The 12,075-nt window shown below is 65.0% G+C and carries 23 protein-coding genes; all 23 read right to left on the reverse strand.

The genetic code is table 11. The features are described from left to right. Position 1: 1 nt before the first annotated feature. On the reverse strand, positions 2–1,336 hold the full coding sequence (gene secY, locus FZ033_RS02765) for a preprotein translocase subunit SecY (protein WP_149574621.1): 1,335 nt from the start codon (positions 1,334–1,336) through the stop codon (positions 2–4). 419 nt (positions 1,337–1,755) lie between these two features. Beyond that, a complete protein-coding gene (gene rplO / locus FZ033_RS02770) occupies positions 1,756–2,238 on the reverse strand; it encodes a 50S ribosomal protein L15 (RefSeq protein WP_138398135.1) in 483 nt (160 codons plus the stop codon). 10 nt (positions 2,239–2,248) lie between these two features. Next, complete coding sequence (gene rpmD, locus FZ033_RS02775; RefSeq protein WP_012116751.1) at positions 2,249–2,431, reverse strand: 50S ribosomal protein L30; 183 nt, start codon at positions 2,429–2,431, stop codon at positions 2,249–2,251. A gap of 24 nt (positions 2,432–2,455) precedes the next feature. Beyond that, positions 2,456–3,013 (reverse strand): 30S ribosomal protein S5, encoded by a 558-nt coding sequence (gene rpsE / locus FZ033_RS02780; protein WP_012116752.1) that lies wholly within the window; start codon positions 3,011–3,013, stop codon positions 2,456–2,458. A gap of 18 nt (positions 3,014–3,031) precedes the next feature. Next, the gene (rplR, locus tag FZ033_RS02785; RefSeq protein ID WP_012116753.1) at positions 3,032–3,394 is read right to left on the reverse strand and encodes a 50S ribosomal protein L18; all 363 of its coding nucleotides are present in this window, start codon (positions 3,392–3,394) and stop codon (positions 3,032–3,034) included. Between the two features lie 12 nt (positions 3,395–3,406). After that, a complete protein-coding gene (gene rplF, locus FZ033_RS02790) occupies positions 3,407–3,991 on the reverse strand; it encodes a 50S ribosomal protein L6 (protein WP_408068455.1) in 585 nt (194 codons plus the stop codon). Further along, complete coding sequence (gene rpsH, locus FZ033_RS02795) at positions 3,957–4,355, reverse strand: 30S ribosomal protein S8 (RefSeq protein WP_149574623.1); 399 nt, start codon at positions 4,353–4,355, stop codon at positions 3,957–3,959. Before rpsH ends, rplF begins: the two co-directional genes overlap by 35 nt. A gap of 10 nt (positions 4,356–4,365) precedes the next feature. Continuing rightward, positions 4,366–4,671 carry a 30S ribosomal protein S14 gene (gene rpsN, locus FZ033_RS02800; RefSeq protein ID WP_012116756.1) on the reverse strand — a complete coding sequence of 102 codons (306 nt, stop codon included), beginning with the start codon at positions 4,669–4,671 and terminating at the stop codon, positions 4,366–4,368. Positions 4,672–4,812: 141 nt separating this feature from the next. Then, the gene (rplE, locus tag FZ033_RS02805) at positions 4,813–5,370 is read right to left on the reverse strand and encodes a 50S ribosomal protein L5 (protein ID WP_012116757.1); all 558 of its coding nucleotides are present in this window, start codon (positions 5,368–5,370) and stop codon (positions 4,813–4,815) included. Next, on the reverse strand, positions 5,363–5,680 hold the full coding sequence (gene rplX, locus FZ033_RS02810) for a 50S ribosomal protein L24 (protein WP_012116758.1): 318 nt from the start codon (positions 5,678–5,680) through the stop codon (positions 5,363–5,365). Before rplX ends, rplE begins: the two co-directional genes overlap by 8 nt. Next, positions 5,680–6,048 carry a 50S ribosomal protein L14 gene (gene rplN, locus FZ033_RS02815; RefSeq protein ID WP_138398138.1) on the reverse strand — a complete coding sequence of 123 codons (369 nt, stop codon included), beginning with the start codon at positions 6,046–6,048 and terminating at the stop codon, positions 5,680–5,682. The genes rplX and rplN overlap by 1 nt, the downstream gene beginning before the upstream one ends. 187 nt (positions 6,049–6,235) lie before the next feature. Next, positions 6,236–6,484, reverse strand: a complete 249-nt coding sequence (rpsQ, locus tag FZ033_RS02820; RefSeq protein WP_012113711.1) for a 30S ribosomal protein S17 — start codon at positions 6,482–6,484, stop codon at positions 6,236–6,238. A gap of 7 nt (positions 6,485–6,491) precedes the next feature. Beyond that, positions 6,492–6,704 (reverse strand): 50S ribosomal protein L29, encoded by a 213-nt coding sequence (gene rpmC / locus FZ033_RS02825; protein ID WP_012113710.1) that lies wholly within the window; start codon positions 6,702–6,704, stop codon positions 6,492–6,494. Positions 6,705–6,714: 10 nt separating this feature from the next. Beyond that, the gene (gene rplP / locus FZ033_RS02830; RefSeq protein ID WP_149574624.1) at positions 6,715–7,128 is read right to left on the reverse strand and encodes a 50S ribosomal protein L16; all 414 of its coding nucleotides are present in this window, start codon (positions 7,126–7,128) and stop codon (positions 6,715–6,717) included. Positions 7,129–7,157: 29 nt separating this feature from the next. Continuing rightward, entirely contained in the window at positions 7,158–7,916 is a 759-nt protein-coding gene (gene rpsC / locus FZ033_RS02835; RefSeq protein WP_149574625.1) for a 30S ribosomal protein S3, read from the reverse strand. Next, entirely contained in the window at positions 7,916–8,296 is a 381-nt protein-coding gene (rplV, locus tag FZ033_RS02840; protein ID WP_012113707.1) for a 50S ribosomal protein L22, read from the reverse strand. Before rplV ends, rpsC begins: the two co-directional genes overlap by 1 nt. Positions 8,297–8,302: 6 nt before the next feature. Next, the gene (gene rpsS, locus FZ033_RS02845; protein WP_012113706.1) at positions 8,303–8,581 is read right to left on the reverse strand and encodes a 30S ribosomal protein S19; all 279 of its coding nucleotides are present in this window, start codon (positions 8,579–8,581) and stop codon (positions 8,303–8,305) included. A gap of 11 nt (positions 8,582–8,592) precedes the next feature. Beyond that, a complete protein-coding gene (rplB, locus tag FZ033_RS02850) occupies positions 8,593–9,426 on the reverse strand; it encodes a 50S ribosomal protein L2 (RefSeq protein WP_012113705.1) in 834 nt (277 codons plus the stop codon). 25 nt (positions 9,427–9,451) lie between these two features. Next, positions 9,452–9,760, reverse strand: coding sequence for a 50S ribosomal protein L23 (locus FZ033_RS02855; protein WP_012113704.1), 309 nt, complete (start codon positions 9,758–9,760; stop codon positions 9,452–9,454). Beyond that, on the reverse strand, positions 9,757–10,377 hold the full coding sequence (gene rplD / locus FZ033_RS02860; RefSeq protein ID WP_012113703.1) for a 50S ribosomal protein L4: 621 nt from the start codon (positions 10,375–10,377) through the stop codon (positions 9,757–9,759). The genes FZ033_RS02855 and rplD overlap by 4 nt, the downstream gene beginning before the upstream one ends. Beyond that, positions 10,377–11,102, reverse strand: coding sequence for a 50S ribosomal protein L3 (gene rplC, locus FZ033_RS02865; protein WP_149574626.1), 726 nt, complete (start codon positions 11,100–11,102; stop codon positions 10,377–10,379). The genes rplD and rplC overlap by 1 nt, the downstream gene beginning before the upstream one ends. 22 nt (positions 11,103–11,124) lie before the next feature. Next, complete coding sequence (gene rpsJ, locus FZ033_RS02870; protein WP_012113701.1) at positions 11,125–11,433, reverse strand: 30S ribosomal protein S10; 309 nt, start codon at positions 11,431–11,433, stop codon at positions 11,125–11,127. 69 nt (positions 11,434–11,502) lie between these two features. Then, positions 11,503–12,075 (reverse strand): EF-Tu C-terminal domain-related protein (locus FZ033_RS02875; RefSeq protein ID WP_269149847.1); only part of this gene is annotated, 573 nt, incomplete at its 5' end.

Here is a 12,075-nt window from a genome sequence, read left to right on the forward strand (position 1 = left end):
ATTATCTTCTCCTCCCTCCGCGCAGCTTGGCCTTCTTGACCAGACCTTCGTACTGGTGGGCCAACAGATGCCCCTGGATCTGGGACACCGTATCCATGGTCACACTGACCACGATCAGCAGCGATGTCCCTCCGAAATAGAACGGAAGCGAGGCGTAGGAAATCAGCAGTTCGGGGAAGAGGCAAACCGCCGCAATGTAGGCCGCCCCCACCACCGTGATGCGCGTGAGTACATAATCGATGTACTCGGCGGTCCGCTCACCCGGCCGAATGCCGGGAATGAAGCCGCCGTGCTTCTTCAGATTGTCCGCCGTCTCGACCGGGTTGAACACGATCGCGGTGTAGAAGAAGCAGAAAAACACGATCAGCAGCACATAGAGCACCATGTAGGCCGGTCGGCCGTGCCCGATGTGGGTGGTGATGGTCTGCAGCCATTCCGGCCCAGAGCCCTGCATGAAGCTGGCGATGGTGGTCGGAATCAGCAGCAGGGACGAGGCGAAGATGGGCGGGATGACGCCCGAGGTGTTCAGCTTCAAGGGCAGGTGCGAGGACTGGCCCTCATAGATGCGGTTGCCCACCTGGCGCTTGGGATACTGGATCAGCAGCCGTCGCTGGGCCCGCTCCATGAACACGATGAAGGCGATGACCACCACCGCAAGCACCAGCGCCGCCAAAATCAGCGGCGTGGAGATGGCGCCCTCGCGGCCGAGCTGAAGGGTGCGCACGAAGGCGCCCGGCAGCTCCGCGACGATGCCGCCGAAGATGATCAGCGAGGTACCATTGCCGATGCCGCGCGAGGTGATCTGCTCGCCCAGCCACATCAGGAACATGGTGCCGCCGGTCAGCGTGATGACGGTGGTGATTCGGAAGAACCAGCCGGGATCGGCCACCACGCTGCCCGAGCCTTCCAGGCCCACCGCGATGCCGTAGGCCTGGAACACGGCCAGGACCACGGTGAGGTAGCGGGTATACTGGTTGAGCTGCTTGCGGCCCGCCTCGCCTTCCTTCTTCAGCGCCTCCAGCGTCGGCGAGACGCTGGTGAGCAGCTGGATGATGATGGAGGCCGAGATGTACGGCATGATGTTCAGAGCGAAGATGGCCATGCGCTCCACGGCGCCGCCCGAGAACATGTTGAAGAGGCCGATGATCCCCTGCTGCGCGTTCTTGAACACGTCAGCCAGCGCATCCGGATTGATTCCGGGCATGGGGATATAGGTGCCGAGCCGGTACACGATAAGCGCGCCGAGGGTGAACCAGATGCGCTTCTTGAGCTCCTCGGCCTTGCCGAGGGCTCCGAAATTGAGGTTCGCCGCGAGTTGTTCCGCCGCCGAGACCATGCCTTGCTCCGCTGGACGCCGCCCGGTTTGGGGCAGCCCTTATATGAGGGCGCGATTCGCGGGTGCCTAGTGCGCGGATCCGATCAATGCGGATCGACAGGCGTTTTCTTGCCGATGGTTCGGGACCCCAACCGCGACCGGGCCAGGACGCCTGCGCGTCCACCCGCCCCGGGCCGAAGGTCCTTCCCGCATCCGGCGGCACCGGAGCATCGCCCGGAAATGCAGATACCCGGCCTGGGGCCAGGTTGCTAGAGCCGGATCGTCAGGTTGAGGCAACCTGCATGCTAATCCGTCCCCAAACGCGAGATCGCGGGAGGACTGAGGCGAGACGACGCACCAGGATCCTCATGCGAAAAAACGGCCGGGCGCGCCCGGCCGCTTGTTCAAACCGACGCGACCGGAAAAACCGGTCGCCCGGATCACTCCGCCTCGGCGACAGCCGCAGCCGCCAGAACCGTCACGGAGCCGCCGGCCTTCTCCACCGCGGCGACGGCGGACTTGGTGGCATAGGCCACTTCCAGCGTCACCTTGGCGGACAGCTCACCCGTACCGAGCACGCGGACGCCGTCCTTGGCCCGGCGCAGCACACCGGCCGCGACCAGCGCCGCCTCGGTGACCGGCTGACCGGCATCGAGCTTGCCGGCTTCAACGGCCGCCTGGATCTTGCCCAGGGAGACCTCGTTGTAGTCGAGGCGGAAGATGTTGTGGAAGCCACGCTTCGGCAGGCGCCGATGCAGCGGCATCTGGCCACCCTCGAACCCCTTGATGGCCACGCCAGTCCGGGCCTTCTGGCCCTTCACGCCGCGACCCGCGGTCTTGCCCTTGCCGGAGCCGATGCCCCGGCCCACCCGCATGCGCTTCTTGCGGGCGCCGGGGTTGTCCCTGATTTCGTCGAGATTCATGTCCCGCTCCTCACTCGACCACGCGGACGAGGTGGGCGACCTTCGCGATCATGCCGCGCACGGCCGGGGTATCCTTGAGGGTGGAGCGGCGGTGCCGCTTGTTCAGCCCAAGCCCGACCAGGGTTGCTTCCTGGTCGAACGGGCGGCGGATCGGCGAGCCGATCTGCTCCACGGTGACTGTCTTGTCGCTCATGATGGCGCGCTCCTAATCCGACGCTCAGTCCGTCGCTTCCGCGTCTTCGACGCGGCGGCGGGACTGGAGCTGCGACACCTTGATGCCGCGACGGGCCGCGACCGAGCGCGGGCTGTCCTGGTTCTTGAGGGCGTCGAACGTGGCGCGCACCATGTTGTAGGGGTTGGAAGACCCGAAGGACTTCGCCACCACATCGTGCATGCCGAGGGTCTCGAACACCGCGCGCATCGGGCCGCCGGCGATGATGCCGGTACCCGCCGGGGCGGCGCGCAGGATCACCTTGCCGGCGCCGTGGTGACCATGCACGTCGTGGTGCAGGGTCCGACCTTCGCGCAGCGGCACGCGGATGAGCGCACGCTTGGCGCTCTCCGTGGCCTTGCGGATGGCCTCGGGCACTTCGCGGGCCTTGCCGTGGCCGAAGCCGACGCGGCCCTTCTGGTCACCCACAACCACCAGGGCGGCGAAACCGAAGCGACGGCCGCCCTTCACCACCTTCGCGACACGGTTGATGTGGACAAGCTTGTCCACAAACGTGTTGTCGCGATCTTCGCGCTCGTGGCGCTGTTCCCGTTCACGGGCCATATTCGCGTGTCCTTCGCGTCAGAACTGAAGGCCGCCTTCGCGGGCGCCCTCAGCGAGCGCCTTGACGCGCCCATGAAAGATGTATGCGCCGCGGTCGAAGACGACCGCAGTCACGCCCTTCGCCAGCGCCCGCTCGGCCACCAGCTTGCCGATGGTCTTCGCCGCGTCGGTATCCGCACCCGTCTTCAGCGACGTGCGCAGATCCTTCTCAAGGCTGGACGCTGCGGCGAGGGTCTCGCCGTTCGCATCATCGATGACCTGCGCATAAATGTGCTGCGAGGTCCGGTGCACCGAAAGGCGCGGACGTCCGTTCGCAGCAACGCGAATCGCACGGCGCACCTTGGCCTTGCGGCGCGCCAGCGCCTCCAAATCCTTAGCCATGGTTCGCCTCCGTTACTTCTTCTTACCTTCCTTGCGGAAGATGAATTCACCGGCGTACTTGACGCCCTTGCCCTTGTAGGGCTCGGGGCCGCGGAACTCGCGGATCTCTGCCGCCACCTGACCCACCTTCTGGCGGTCGATGCCGGAGATGACCACTTCGGTGGGCTTGGGCGTGACGATCTGGATCCCTTCCGGGATCGGGAAGATCACGTCGTGGCTGTAGCCCAGCGCCAGGTTCAGGTTCTTGCCCTGCACCGCCGCCTTGTAGCCGACGCCCGTGATCTCCAGCTTCTTCTCGAAGCCCTTGGTCACGCCTTCCACCAGGTTCGCCACCAGGGTGCGGGACATGCCCCACATGGCCTTGTGACGGGTGGTCTCACCATTCATGGACACCTGAAGCTCGGAGCCTTCGATCTTGGCCGCGATCTCTTCCACGAGGGTCACTTCGAGGGCGCCCTTGGGGCCCTTTACCTTCACCGTCTGTCCGTCCACGTTGGCGGTCACGCCAGCGGGGATGGCGACGGGCAGCTTGCCGATCTTCGACATGTCTTCCTCCGTCGCCTCAGAACACGGTGCAGAGCACTTCGCCGCCAACATTCTTGTCGCGGGCTTCGTGGTCCGCCATCACGCCCTGGGGCGTGGAGACGACCGCGATGCCGAGACCGTTGGCAACTCGGGGCAGATTCTTGACCGACGCATACACGCGGCGGCCGGGCTTCGACACGCGGGCGATCTCGCGGATCACCGGGACGCCGTCGAAATACTTGAGCTCGATCTCGAACTCGGTGCGGCCATTGCCGTGATCGGTCGCCGTGTAGCCGCGGATATAGCCTTCGCTGCGCAGCACTTCGAGAACGCTCGCACGCAGGCGCGAGCCGGGCGTGGAGGTCTTGTCCTTGCGGCGCATCTGGGCGTTGCGGATGCGGGTGATCAGATCGCCGATGGGATCAGTTACAGCCATCGTTCCCTCCTCACCAGCTCGACTTCACGAGGCCAGGAACCATGCCCTGGTTACCCAGCTCGCGCAGCGCGATACGGCTCATCTTGAGCTTGCGGTAGAAGGCACGCGGACGGCCCGTCACCTCGCAGCGGTTGCGGATACGAATCTTCGCGCCGTTGCGCGGCATCTCCGCCAGCTTGAGGGTCGCCTGGAAGCGCTCCTCGATCGGCAGCGTCTTGTCATTCACGATCGCCTTCAGACGCGCGCGCTTCGCCGCATGGCCGGTGGCCAGCTTGCGGCGGCGCTCGTTCGTCTCGATCGCGCTCTTCTTCGCCATCTTTTGCTCCTGTTCTCCGCGTCTGAGGCAGCTCGAAGCTCCTCACGGCCGGAAAATCACGCTGTCACTTGTCGCTTCACCCTCCCGCCCAAGGCGGAAAGGCCGGGCGCCCCGCTCGCGCGAAGCGCCCCTTCTAGACGCTCACTGACGGAAAGGGAAATTAAACGCCTTCAGAAGGGCGCGGGCTTCCTCATCCGTCTTGGCCGTGGTGCACACGATGATGTCCATGCCCCAGATCTGCTCGACGCGGTCGTAGTTGATCTCGGGGAACACGATGTGCTCCTTGACGCCCATGGCGTAGTTGCCACGGCCATCGAAGCTCTTTGGGTTCAGGCCGCGGAAGTCCCGCACGCGCGGCAGCGCGATGCTGACAAGCCGGTCCATGAACTCGTACATGCGCGCCTTGCGAAGGGTGACCTTCGCGCCGACCGGCTGGTTCTCGCGCAGCTTGAAGTTCGAGATCGCCTTGCGGGCCCGGGTGATCACCGGCTTCTGGCCGGCGATCTGCGCCAGGTCGGCGGCGGCGGTCGTCACCTTCTTGGTATCGGCAGTGGCTTCGCCAACACCCATGTTGATGACGATCTTGTCGATCGTCGGCACTTCCATGGGGTTCTTGTAACCGAACTGCTCGATCATCTTCGGCCGCACCACTTCATCATAGAAGGTGCGCAGCTTCGGGGTGTAAGTCGCCTCAGCCATCGATCCTCTCCCCGGAACGCTTGGCCACGCGGACCTTGGTCCCGTCTTCCAGCACCTGGAAACCGACGCGGGTCGGCTTGCCGTCCTTGGGGTCGGCGACGGCGACGTTCGACAGCTGGATGGGAGCCTCCTTGGAGATGATCCCGCCCTCCTGGTTCGCCGTCTGGCGCTGGTGGCGCTTGACGATATTGACGCCGCGGACGAGCGCACGCTCCTCCTTCGGCATCACCTGGATAACCTCGCCGGTGCGCCCCTTGTCGCGGCCGGTGAGGACGACGACCTTGTCGCCCTTCTTGATCTTCGCGGCCATCACAGCACCTCCGGCGCCAGCGAGATGATCTTCATGTGGTTCTTCGAGCGCAGCTCGCGCGGAACCGGTCCGAAGATACGAGTGCCCACCGGCTCCTTGTTGTTGTTGATCAGCACGGCCGCGTTGCGGTCGAAGCGGATCACCGAGCCGTCGACGCGACGAATGTCCTTGGCGGTGCGAACCACCACGGCCTTCATCACGTCGCCCTTCTTCACGCGGCCGCGCGGAATAGCCTCCTTGACCGACACCACGATGATGTCGCCCACGTGGGCATACTTCCGCTTGGAACCGCCAAGTACCTTGATGCACATGACGCGACGCGCACCGGAATTGTCCGCCACGTCGAGATTGGTCTGCATCTGGATCATGACGCACCTGTTCTCGTCATCCGGCGCCGCCGGCGCGCCGGCATTGCCTTAACCCTTGTTTACCGTGGCCGCTCATCGGAACACGGTGCTGCCGCGGTGCGGTCTCCACTCGGCTCTTATCGAGACGACGGACCCGGCACCGGAGCCTTCTCCGTCCGGACGATCCATCCGGACGGAAAATCTTCTATCAGACCTCGGCGCGCTTTTCGCCCTGGATCACGATCCAGTTCTTGAGCTTCGAGATCGGCCGGTGCTCCTCGATCCACACCGTATCCCCCACCTTCCAGGCGTTAGCCTCGTCGTGGGCGTGATACTTCTTGGACCGGCGCACGGTCTTCTTCAGCAGCGGGTGAGTGAAGCGGCGCTCCACCCGGACCACCACGGTCTTGTCAGTCTTGTCGCTCACCACGACGCCCTGGAGCACGCGCTTCGGCATCGCTTCCTCACTTCGCCTTCTGCACCGGCGCACCGGTACGCTTGTCGGTCTGCACGGTCTTGATCCGCGCGATATCGCGGCGGATCTGCTTGGACCGCGCGGTGTTCTCCAGCTGACCCGTCGCCTTCTGGAAGCGCAGGTTGAACTGTTCCTTCTTCAGCTTCAGCAGCTCATCGGCGAGCTGATCGGGGCTGAGGGCCCGAACGTCCTCGGCTTTCATGAGCCTCTCCTCACTCGGCGATGCGCTGGATGAAGCGCGTCTTGATGGGCAGCTTGGCCGCAGCGAGGGTCAGCGCCTCGCGGGCGATCTCAACGCTCACCCCGTCGATCTCGAACATGATGCGGCCGGGCTTGATGCGGGCCGCCCAATACTCGGGCGCGCCCTTGCCCTTGCCCATGCGCACTTCCGTGGGCTTGGCAGAGACCGGCACGTCCGGGAACACGCGGATCCACACGCGGCCGGCACGCTTCATGTGACGGGTGAGCGCGCGGCGGGCCGCCTCGATCTGGCGGGCGGTGACACGCTCCGGCTCGACGGCCTTGAGGCCGAATTCGCCGAAGTTCAGTTCCGTGCCGCCCTTGGCGACGCCGTGGATGCGTCCCTTGAACTGCTTGCGGAACTTGGTGCGCTTGGGTTGCAGCATGGCTTAAACGCCTTCTCTCTCGGCAGCCGTCAGGCGCGGTGGCCGCGATCGCGGTCGCCGCGATCGCCACGCTCGCGATCACCGCGCTCACGCCGCTGGGGACGCGAGGAGGGACCGGCTTCCTGCTCGGCCTGGCGCTTGTCCTGCGCCATGGGATCGTGCTCGAGGATCTCGCCCTTGAAGACCCACACCTTGACACCGCAGGTGCCGTAGGTGGTGAAGGCCGTGGCGGTGCCGTAGTCCACGTCCGCACGCAGGGTGTGCAGCGGCACGCGGCCTTCGCGGTACCATTCTAGGCGCGCGATCTCAGCGCCGCCGAGGCGGCCCGAGCAATTGATGCGGATGCCTTCGGCGCCGAGACGCATGGCCGACTGCACCGCGCGCTTCATGGCCCGGCGGAACGCCACGCGACGCTCGAGCTGCTGGGCGATGGATTCGGCGACCAGACGGGCGTCGATCTCGGGCTTGCGGATCTCGACGATGTTGATGAAGACCTCTGAGGAGGTCATCTCCGACACCTTCTTGCGCAGCTTGTCGATGTCCGCGCCCTTCTTGCCGATGACCACACCGGGACGACCGGAGTAGATGGTCACGCGGCACTTCTTGTGCGGACGCTCGATCACCACCTTGGACACCGCGGCCTGCTTGAGCAGCTTGAACAGCGTCTCGCGGATCTTGATGTCCTCATGGAGCAGCTTGCCGTATTCGCCCTTGTTGGCGAACCAGCGGCTGTCCCACGTGCGGTTGATGCCGAGCCGGAGCCCGACCGGATTGACCTTCTGACCCATCAGGCCCGCTCCTCGACTTCCCGCACCACAATGGTGATGTGGGAGAAGGGCTTCTCGATGCGCGAGGCGCGACCGCGCGCCCGCGGCGAGAACCGCTTCATCACCAGACCCTTGCCCACGTGCGCCTCGGCGACGACCAGGTCGTCCACGTCCAGCTCGTGGTTGTTCTCGGCGTTAGCGATCGCGCTCTCGAGGCACTTCCGCACGTCGCGGGCGATCCGCTTGTGGGAGAACTCGAGATCGGCGAGGGCCGTGGCCACCTTCTTGCCGCGGATCAGGCCCGCGACCAGGTTGAGCTTCTGGGGGGAGATGCGCAGATTGCGCAGCACCGCCTTGGCTTCGTTGTCCGCGAGCGCGCGGGGCTTTGCCTGCTTACCCATGACCGATCACCGCCGCTTCGACTTCTTGTCGGCCGCGTGTCCGTAGTAGGTACGGGTCGGCGCGAACTCGCCGAACTTGTGGCCGATCATTTCCTCGGAGACGTTCACGGGCACATGCTTGTGGCCGTTGTAGACGCCGAAGGTTAAGCCCACAAATTGGGGCAGGATGGTGGAGCGCCGGCTCCAGATCTTGATGACGTCGCGGCGACCGGAGCCGGAAGCGGCTTCCGCCTTCTTCAGGAGGTAGCCGTCGACGAACGGGCCCTTCCAAACAGACCGTGTCATGTGTCAGGCCCTCACTTTTTCCGCTTGTGGCGGCTGGACACGATGAACTTGTCCGTCGCCTTGTTGTTGCGGGTCTTCTTGCCCTTGGTGGGGAAGCCCCAGGGGGTGACCGGGTTACGGCCACCGGAGGTGCGGCCTTCGCCGCCGCCGTGCGGATGGTCGACCGGGTTCATGGTCACGCCGCGGTTATGCGGCTTGCGACCCAGCCACCGGTTACGCCCGGCCTTGCCGAGCGAGATGTTCATGTGGTCGGGGTTGGAGACCGCGCCCACCGTGGCGTAGCACGCCCCGAGAACGAGGCGCTGCTCACCCGAATTCAGGCGCACGATCACATAGCCCTGGTCGCGGCCGACGATCTGCGCGTAGGTGCCGGCGGAACGGGCGATCTGGCCGCCCTTGCCCACCTTCAGCTCCACGTTGTGGACGATGGTGCCCACCGGCAGCGAGGACAGCGGCCCGGCATTGCCCGGCTTCACGTCCACCTGCTCGCCGGCGATCACCTGGTCGCCCACCGCCAGGCGCTGCGGCGCCAGGATGTAGGCCAGGTCGCCGTCCTCATACTTGATGAGGGCGATGAAGGCCGAGCGGTTCGGATCATACTCGATCCGATCCACCACCGCCGGGACGCCGCGCTTGGTGCGCTTGAAATCCACCAGACGATAGGTCTGCTTGTGACCACCGCCGCGGAAGCGGACGGTGATGCGGCCGTTATTGTTGCGGCCGCCCGAGGAGCTCTTGCCCTCGGTCAGCGTCTTCACCGGCTTGCCCTTGTAGAGGCCGGAGCGGTCCACGATCACGAGCTGGCGAAGGCTCGGCGTGACCGGCTTGAAATGCTTCAGCGCCATGGTCTTGTCCCGTTCCCCTCAGCTCTCAGAGGCCCGTGGTGATGTCGATCTTCTGGCCCTCTTCGAGGGTCACGACCGCTTTCTTGACGTCGCTCTGGACGCCCTTGCGGCCCTTGAAGATCTTCACCTTGCCCTTACGGACCAGCGTATTCACGCTCTTCACCTTCACGTCGAACAGCTTTTCCACGGCCTCCTTGATGGCGGGCTTCGTGGCAGTCTTGGCGACGTTGAAGACAACCTTGTTGTGCTCGCTCGCCGCCGTCGCCTTCTCGGTGATGACGGGGGAACGGATCACGTCGTAATGACGCGGCTCGATGGTGCGTTGCGGGCTCATTTGAAGCGCGCCTCCAGCGCGTCCACGGCGGCCTTGGTCAGGACCAGGGTATCGCGGCGCAGGATGTCATAGACGTTGATGCCCTGGATCGGGAGCACGTCCACATAGGGCAGGTTGCGCGCCGCGAGCGCCACATTCTGCTCCACCTGGGCACCGTCCACGATCAGGACCGATTCGAGACCCAGCTTGGCGAAGTGCTCCTTGAGCGCCTTCGTCTTGGGATCGTCAAGGGAGACCTTGTCGAGCACGATGATCTGCGCCGCCTTGGCCTTCGACGACAGGGCATGCTTCAGGGCGAGCGCACGCACCTTCTTCGGCAGGTCGATGGCATGGGAGCGCACGACCGGACCGAAGGCACGACCACCGCCGCGGAACTGCGGAGCGGAGGCGGCGCCGTGACGGGCGTTGCCGGTGCCCTTCTGCTTGTACATCTTCTTGGACGTGCGGTTGATCTCCGAACGGCCCTTGGTGCGGTGGGTGCCGGCCTGGCGGCGCGACAGCTGCCAAGTCACGCACCGGTGCAGGATGTCCGCCCGCGGCTCAAGACCGAAGATCTCGTCCGACAGGGTCACGGAGCCGGCCTCGATGCCGTCGAGCGTCTTGACGGTGATTTCCATCACGCGCCCTCCTCATTGACGGCTTCGGCGGCGGGAGCCGCTTCGGACCCGTTCAGCTTGAACGCGCCGGGCTTGGGAGCCTCGGCAGGCAGCTTCTTCTTCACCGCGTCGCGCACGGTGATCCAGCCGCCCGCATGGCCGGGAACGGCGCCTTCGACGGCGATGAGGCCGCGCTCGACGTCGGTCATGACGACCTTGAGGTTCTGGGTGGTGACGGTGACGTCACCCATGTGGCCAGGCATCTTCTTGTTCTTGAAGGTCTTGCCCGGGTCCTGACGGCCGCCGGTCGAACCGATCGAACGATGCGAGATGGACACGCCGTGGGTAGCGCGAAGACCACCGAAATTGTGGCGCTTCATGCCGCCGGCAAAGCCCTTGCCGATCGTGGTGCCGGTGATGTCCACGTACTGGCCCACGACGAAGTGGTCAGCCGTGATCTCGGCGCCAACCGGGATCAGCGCTTCTTCCGGCACGCGGAACTCGGCGAGCTTGTGCTTGGGCTCGACCTGGGCAACCGCGAAGTGGCCGCGCTCGGCGCGGGTCACATTCTTGGGCTTGCGACGGCCAGCGCCAAGCTGGACCGCAACATAACCGTTCTTGTCGAGCGTACGGTGGGCAACCACCTGGCAGCTCTCAACTTTCAGCACAGTAACCGGCACGTGCTCACCGGCATCGGTGAAGATGCGGGTCATGCCGACCTTCTGGGCGATGACGCCTGACCGCATGGTCGTGTCTCCTCGCCTCACGTCAGAGCTTGATTTCGACGTCGACGCCAGCGGCGAGGTCGAGCTTCATCAGCGCGTCCACGGTCTGGGGAGTCGGGTCGACGATATCGAGCAACCGCTTGTGAGTGCGCATCTCAAACTGCTCGCGCGACTTCTTGTCGATGTGCGGAGAGCGATTGACGGTGAACTTCTCGATCCGCGTCGGCAGCGGAATCGGGCCGCGCACCTGCGCACCCGTGCGCTTGGCCGTGGCGACGATCTCGCGCGTCGACGCATCGAGGATGCGGTGATCGAACGCCTTCAGGCGAATTCGAATGTTCTGGCCGTTCATGGCTCAAAGGCTCCGGGGAATGAAGGACGCGCGCGTTCCGCGGCGCGTCCCCGTTTTTTTCTTGTCAGATCACTCGATGATGGAGGCGACGACGCCGGCGCCCACCGTGCGGCCACCCTCGCGGATGGCGAAGCGCAGCTTCTCTTCCATGGCGATCGGAACGATCAGCGCCACGTCCATGGACACGTTGTCGCCCGGCATCACCATCTCGGTGCCTTCCGGCAGCGTGCACACGCCGGTCACGTCCGTGGTCCGGAAGTAGAACTGCGGGCGGTAGTTGGTGAAGAACGGGGTGTGACGACCGCCCTCTTCCTTCGTCAGGATGTAGGCCTCGGCCTTGAACTTGGTGTGCGGCTTCACCGTACCCGGCTTGCACACCACCTGGCCGCGCTCCACGTCCTCACGCTTGGTGCCGCGCACCAGGATGCCCACGTTGTCGCCGGCCTGGCCCTGGTCCAGAAGCTTGCGGAACATCTCGACGCCGGTGACCGTGGTCTTCTGCGTCGGGCGGATGCCCACGATTTCCACTTCCTCGCCGACCTTGATGATCCCGCGCTCCACGCGACCGGTCACCACCGTGCCGCGGCCCGAGATCGAGAACACGTCCTCGATGGGCATCAGGAACGGCAGGTCAACGGGACG

It is taken from the genome of Xanthobacter oligotrophicus (assembly GCF_008364685.1).
Taxonomy (GTDB): domain Bacteria; phylum Pseudomonadota; class Alphaproteobacteria; order Rhizobiales; family Xanthobacteraceae; genus Xanthobacter; species Xanthobacter oligotrophicus.

Excerpts from the sequence above, each read along its gene's own strand:
- rplD (WP_012113703.1), bottom strand. The coding sequence starts at position 10,377 with ATGGAAATCACCGTCAAGACGCTCGACGGCATCGAGGCCGGCTCCGTG.
- rpsS (WP_012113706.1), bottom strand. The coding sequence starts at position 8,581 with ATGACACGGTCTGTTTGGAAGGGCCCGTTCGTCGACGGCTACCTCCTG.
- rpmD (WP_012116751.1), bottom strand. The coding sequence starts at position 2,431 with ATGAGCGACAAGACAGTCACCGTGGAGCAGATCGGCTCGCCGATCCGC.
- rpsJ (WP_012113701.1), bottom strand. The coding sequence starts at position 11,433 with ATGAACGGCCAGAACATTCGAATTCGCCTGAAGGCGTTCGATCACCGC.
- rplB (WP_012113705.1), bottom strand. The coding sequence starts at position 9,426 with ATGGCGCTGAAGCATTTCAAGCCGGTCACGCCGAGCCTTCGCCAGCTC.
- rpsC (WP_149574625.1), bottom strand. The coding sequence starts at position 7,916 with ATGGGTCAGAAGGTCAATCCGGTCGGGCTCCGGCTCGGCATCAACCGC.
- rplF (WP_408068455.1), bottom strand. The coding sequence starts at position 3,991 with ATGTTGGCGGCGAAGTGCTCTGCACCGTGTTCTGAGGCGACGGAGGAA.
- rplO (WP_138398135.1), bottom strand. The coding sequence starts at position 2,238 with ATGAATCTCGACGAAATCAGGGACAACCCCGGCGCCCGCAAGAAGCGC.
- rplX (WP_012116758.1), bottom strand. The coding sequence starts at position 5,680 with ATGGCCGCGAAGATCAAGAAGGGCGACAAGGTCGTCGTCCTCACCGGC.
- rplV (WP_012113707.1), bottom strand. The coding sequence starts at position 8,296 with ATGGGTAAGCAGGCAAAGCCCCGCGCGCTCGCGGACAACGAAGCCAAG.
- rpsE (WP_012116752.1), bottom strand. The coding sequence starts at position 3,013 with ATGGCCCGTGAACGGGAACAGCGCCACGAGCGCGAAGATCGCGACAAC.
- secY (WP_149574621.1), bottom strand. The coding sequence starts at position 1,336 with ATGGTCTCGGCGGCGGAACAACTCGCGGCGAACCTCAATTTCGGAGCC.
- rplE (WP_012116757.1), bottom strand. The coding sequence starts at position 5,370 with ATGGCTGAGGCGACTTACACCCCGAAGCTGCGCACCTTCTATGATGAA.
- rpsH (WP_149574623.1), bottom strand. The coding sequence starts at position 4,355 with ATGGCTGTAACTGATCCCATCGGCGATCTGATCACCCGCATCCGCAAC.
- rplC (WP_149574626.1), bottom strand. The coding sequence starts at position 11,102 with ATGCGGTCAGGCGTCATCGCCCAGAAGGTCGGCATGACCCGCATCTTC.
- rpsQ (WP_012113711.1), bottom strand. The coding sequence starts at position 6,484 with ATGCCGAAGCGCGTGCTCCAGGGCGTCGTGGTGAGCGACAAGACTGAC.
- rplR (WP_012116753.1), bottom strand. The coding sequence starts at position 3,394 with ATGGCTAAGGATTTGGAGGCGCTGGCGCGCCGCAAGGCCAAGGTGCGC.
- rplP (WP_149574624.1), bottom strand. The coding sequence starts at position 7,128 with ATGCTGCAACCCAAGCGCACCAAGTTCCGCAAGCAGTTCAAGGGACGC.
- rplN (WP_138398138.1), bottom strand. The coding sequence starts at position 6,048 with ATGATCCAGATGCAGACCAATCTCGACGTGGCGGACAATTCCGGTGCG.
- FZ033_RS02855 (WP_012113704.1), bottom strand. The coding sequence starts at position 9,760 with ATGAGCCCGCAACGCACCATCGAGCCGCGTCATTACGACGTGATCCGT.
- rpmC (WP_012113710.1), bottom strand. The coding sequence starts at position 6,704 with ATGAAAGCCGAGGACGTTCGGGCCCTCAGCCCCGATCAGCTCGCCGAT.
- rpsN (WP_012116756.1), bottom strand. The coding sequence starts at position 4,671 with ATGGCGAAGAAGAGCGCGATCGAGACGAACGAGCGCCGCCGCAAGCTG.